Source organism: Enterobacter sp. PGRG2 (assembly GCF_030291195.1).
Taxonomy (GTDB): domain Bacteria; phylum Pseudomonadota; class Gammaproteobacteria; order Enterobacterales; family Enterobacteriaceae; genus Enterobacter_D.
In genome coordinates, this window is sequence record NZ_CP127837.1 from 3798628 (window position 1) to 3801771 (window position 3144).

Genomic DNA, 3144 nt, shown 5'->3' on the forward strand with positions numbered 1-3144 from the left:
CAGCGTTTTCACACAAAATCAAAGCTTCCTTATACAGGACGTTTTCAACGTAACCGGATCCGGATGGCGAAGCCAGAGGATCACGGAAACCATCGTGACAAGCAGCCCCAGAACAACAGAGACAAGCAACGTGCCGGGAATGCCAGCGCGCTCAAGCAGAAAGGCATACGCCGACGGTGCCAGAGCCGCAAGAAAAAATGCCGGGGACAGCAGGATGCCTGTTTTCCGGGCATAGTGCTCTGAACCGAACAGAGTAAGGGGAAGTGCAGCCTTTACTACCGTGCTCAGCCCGTTCACGGCGCCGTAACCCAGAACGAACACCGCCGTTGCTGCCGGGGTAAAATGCCCCGCCAGGCCTGTCAGAAAACAGAGCGGCAACGCGATACCGGTAATGAGATTCAGGCGTAGCGCACTGATGCGTGCGCCGGACACCACGTCCAGCAAGCGGGCCCCGACCTGGCCTGCGCCCCAGAGCATCCCCGCCAGGGCCGGCATTCCATAAGCGGCCAGTATCTGTGGAAAGTGCGTGGACACACTGGTTGACACAAAGCTCAGCAGGGCAATCAACGTCGCGTACCAGAATCCGCTGATCATCGTCCGCCGGTTTTCCGTTGCCCTTCCCTCTCCGGCATCTGACGGAGCGGCAACGGGAAGCGCAGGCCTGCCGTTTGAGGGAACAGCGCAAAGAAAAAGCAGGCTAACCAGCCCTGCGCCAGCGTAAATGAAAACGGCATGCCGCCAGTCGGTGATGCGCAACAGGGCCGCACCCACAGGCCAGAACACCGCTGAAGCGAGGCCGCCCAGCAGGGTGACCAGAGAGATGGACCGGCGGGCGTGGACTCCTGCCATTGCCACCAGTAGTGCAAACGCAGCGTCATACAGGGCAAAGCGCATCCCGGCACCTGTCAGGACCCAGGCGGCAATCCACATCGCGGCAGAATGCGTTAAAGCCATCAGGAGACATCCGCCAGAGATGCAAAGTGTTCCTGCCATCATCATCGTACGCCCGCCAGCGCGCGCCATAAAAAGGCCGGTCAGGGGCGATACCAGTCCCATAACCAGCATGGCCACCGTCAGCCCTGAAAACGTCACCACTGCAGACCAGCCCGTCTCCGCCATAACAGCCGTGCCGAACGCTCCCGGCATGTAGAAGGTAATTCCCCAGTTAATCAGCTGCGTCATGCCGATGCAAAAAACGGTGCGGCCCGTTAGCCGTCCGCCACTCAATCTGCATATTCCGGAAAGGTGGCGTCGCCCTGCCCGAGGGTGCGCTGCATGATAACCGTATCCAGCCAGCGCCCGTGTTTGAATCCCACCGATCTGAGCGTGCCGGTGATGCTCAACCCCGCGGAACGATGCAGTGCAAGAGAGGCGGTATTCTCGCTGTTACCCACCACCGCCACAAGCTGGCGAAAGCCACGGTTTTCAGCCCAGGTTATCGCACGGGACAACAGCTGTTTGCCGATCCCCTGCCCCTTAAACAAGGGGTCAATATATACGGAGTCTTCAAGGGTGAAGCGGTAGGCATAGCGTTCACGGTAAAAAGACAGGTAGCAGTAGCCCCGGACCTGCCCTTCATCAATCGCCACAAACCAGGGCAGCCCTGCGGCACGCACCTTATTCAGACGGGCCATCATTTCAGTTACATCTGGCGGTCTGGTTTCAAAAGTGGCGGTGCCATGTAATACGTGATAAGCATAAACCCGCTGAATGCCGGGAAGATGTTGTTCATCTGCTTCAGTTATTTTCATCGGTACGGCTCCTGTTCCGGTCAGAAACGGAGACTAACCCGGATAACTATATTCAGACAGATCGTGGGACTTATCAGCGGTATAAGGAAAACTTTGGCATGGCAATCCTGAATCTCGACCACCTGACTACCTTCAGACTGGTAATCAGCCGGGGCACCTTCTCCGGGGCGGCAGAAGCGCTCGGGCTGTCGCAGCCTGCCGTCAGCCTGCAGATAAGGCAGCTGGAGCAGGCGCTGCAGGTCCGGCTGATAGAGCGAACCAGCCGGGGGATAAAGCCCACGCCTGCCGGGATCACTCTCTGTGAGCACTGCATAAAAATTGACGCTGCTGTCGGTGCAGCGGTGGAATCCGTGTCCCTGCATTCAGACGATATCACCGGTACCGTGACTGTGGGGACAGGCGCAACGGCCTGCATTCATCTCCTCCCCCCCCTTTACTGCAGGAGCTGCGACAGACGCATCCCCTGCTGAAAGTGGACGTACGTACCGGCAATACGTCAGATATCGTGCGGGGTGTGGAGGAAAATCGCATAGATATTGGCCTGGTCACCCTGCCAGCGGCAGGCAAGTGCCTGAGTATTACACCGCTCGGAACGGAAGAGTTTGTGATCATCCTGGAAAAGGATCCCGCAGAGCAGAATATAAAACCGCTGTCTGCGAACGATCTTTTATCCCTGCCGCTGATTATCTTTGAACCCGGAAGCGGAACCCGTTCCCTGATTGATGAGTGGTTTCGGGATGCCGGACAGGTTGCCCGCCCCGTAATGGAGCTGGGCAGTATTGAAGCCATTAAAAGGATGGTACGCGCCGGTCTGGGCTACAGCATCGTTCCCCGCATGTCGGTTGAAAGTCCGGAAGAAAGCCGGGGGCTGAGTGTGTATTCAATGGCACCTGCCCTGCATCGCACGCTCGGGACGGTAATACGGGAAGATCGGATTGTCAGCAGGGGAATCAAAGCAGTACTGAAAAGACTGAGCGCCAGTTTCACTTAAATATATCTGGAAACGTTGATCCGCTCCCTGCATTGTGCGGAAGGATCGATTGCCGTTTAGTCCTCTGAGATATTTATGGTGGTAATAATTAATAACGATGCCTTTGCGGATTCAGAACTAAGGACATACCAGAGAGGTTTAAATGAAAGTAACAGCTAAAAATGAAAATGGGACGACACAACAACTTGACGTCACATCGTTGATTATCACCCTGGACAATGGCGAAACTATTGAGATCAGCGATGAAAACAAAAATCGTCCGGGCGAAGTACCTGAAGGTGTGACAGTGTGGGGAGGTAAAATGCCTGAAGAAGGGGCGACTCTGGATGAACTTAAAAATACAACGCGCGGGCTTGGGGTGTATCCGCTGGCAGCCAACATGGTGCACATTCTTCCATATAC

Annotated in this window: 3 protein-coding genes and 1 pseudogene; 2 read left to right on the forward strand and 2 right to left on the reverse strand. The window is 56.0% G+C overall.

Features of this window, described 5'->3' with window-relative positions; translation table 11 throughout:
- Positions 1-18: 18 nt before the first annotated feature.
- On the reverse strand, positions 19-1182 hold the full coding sequence (locus QRD42_RS16960; protein ID WP_321987671.1) for an MFS transporter: 1164 nt from the start codon (positions 1180-1182) through the stop codon (positions 19-21).
- Between the two features lie 41 nt (positions 1183-1223).
- A complete protein-coding gene (locus tag QRD42_RS16965; RefSeq protein ID WP_321987672.1) occupies positions 1224-1751 on the reverse strand; it encodes a GNAT family N-acetyltransferase in 528 nt (175 codons plus the stop codon).
- 98 nt (positions 1752-1849) lie between these two features.
- On the opposite strand from QRD42_RS16965, the pseudogene QRD42_RS16970 reads away from it, so the two are divergent.
- Together QRD42_RS16970 and QRD42_RS16975 are read left to right on the forward strand one after the other, a co-directional pair.
- A pseudogene (locus QRD42_RS16970) lies at positions 1850-2742 on the forward strand (LysR family transcriptional regulator).
- A 142-nt stretch (positions 2743-2884) separates the two neighbouring features.
- The coding region (locus QRD42_RS16975; protein ID WP_321987673.1) for a hypothetical protein at positions 2885-3144 on the forward strand (260 nt) is incomplete at its 3' end.